Origin of the sequence: Streptomyces niveiscabiei, assembly GCF_001419795.1 — a bacterium.
In the GTDB taxonomy this organism is placed as follows: domain Bacteria; phylum Actinomycetota; class Actinomycetes; order Streptomycetales; family Streptomycetaceae; genus Streptomyces; species Streptomyces niveiscabiei.
Map to the genome: position 1 here is coordinate 1 of NZ_LIRL01001421.1, position 1,278 is coordinate 1,278.

Annotated in this window: 1 protein-coding gene; it reads left to right on the forward strand. The window is 76.3% G+C overall.

Going from position 1 to position 1,278, the window contains the following annotated elements; translation table 11 throughout:
* The coding region (locus AOK24_RS44645; RefSeq protein WP_055725503.1) for a helix-turn-helix transcriptional regulator at positions 1 to 953 on the forward strand (953 nt) is incomplete at its 5' end.
* Positions 954 to 1,278: the final 325 nt, after the last annotated feature.

Here is a 1,278-nt window from a genome sequence, read left to right on the forward strand (position 1 = left end):
CCATGCCCCGGTACGTCACGTCGGCGGACAGCGTCGCCGCGACGTACCGGGGCATGGTGCGCGACCACCTCGCGGGGGACTGGGACGCCGCGCTCGCGGCTGCCCGGCGTATCGAGGTGCGCGGGGCGGGCACCCCCTACCCGGCGCGGGCGCTGGCCGCGGAGATCCACTGTGCGCGCGGGGACCTCGTACACGCCCGTACGTGGCTCGGTCTGGTCCCCGACACCCTCACCCACCCGCTGGCGGGCCGGGCGCGGCTGGCCGTCCGGTACTGGTCGGGCGGTGCGGAGGAGGCGTTGGAGGGGGCCTGGTACGACGCGCGGCGGGCGCGGAAGGACGGGCAACTCGCCGGGGTGGAGCGGCTGTTGCTGAGCATCCTGGCGCTCGCCGCCCTCGACGGCCGGCCGCCCCTGGTCCAGCAGGTCGTGGAGGAGCTGGAGACCCTGCACGAGGAGGTGGACGCGCCACTCACCCACGAGGCCCTCCTCCTGGCGCGCGGCCTGGCCCACCGCGACACGGACAGCGCGCTGGCCGCGTACCGGATGGTCGAGCGGCGGGGCGACGCCGACCTGCGTGTCCTGTGCTGCATGTCCCTGACGCACATCGCCGACGATCCGCGCCCCTGGCTGGCCGAAGCCGTCCGCGAGGCCCGCCGCCTCGGCCTCGGGGGCCCCTTCCGTACGGCCGCCCACCGCGCCGCGCGCCTGCGCGACATCCCCCTCCCCCGGCTCCGCCGCGCCGACGAGAAGCTGAGCGACGCCGACGGCAGACTCCTGCGCATGGTCAGCGACGGCGCGACCAACCGGCAGATCGCCGCGGACCTCGCGTGCAGCCCCAAGACCGTGGAGCAGCGCCTGGCAAGGCTGTTCCAGCGCACAGGCTCCCGCTCCCGAACCGAACTGGCGGCCTTCTGGCTGAACGAGAACCTCGCCGCAGGCACGGACGGCGGCTGAACCGCCGGACACCAGCCGGTGATACAGGGCTGGCCTTCCGCACGGCCACGCCCGAACACCGGCGGCTCGCCTGACCCCACGGCACATAGCGCGCGCCGGCCGACGGAACCCCGAACACCCGCCAGACCCACTCGGCCGACTTCGGGCGCGCCACCCCTCGCCCGGCACTGCCCTCACCTGCGGGCGCCGCCGGCTCGCCTCGACCGACCGAACCCCGAACCCCCACCGCCTTCGGGCGCCCGCGCCTCGCCTCACCCGGCGGGGCCCCGATCCACCCGCCAGGCCCCGCCCTGTGCTGCCGTCGGCCTGAGCCGGAGCCCTGCCC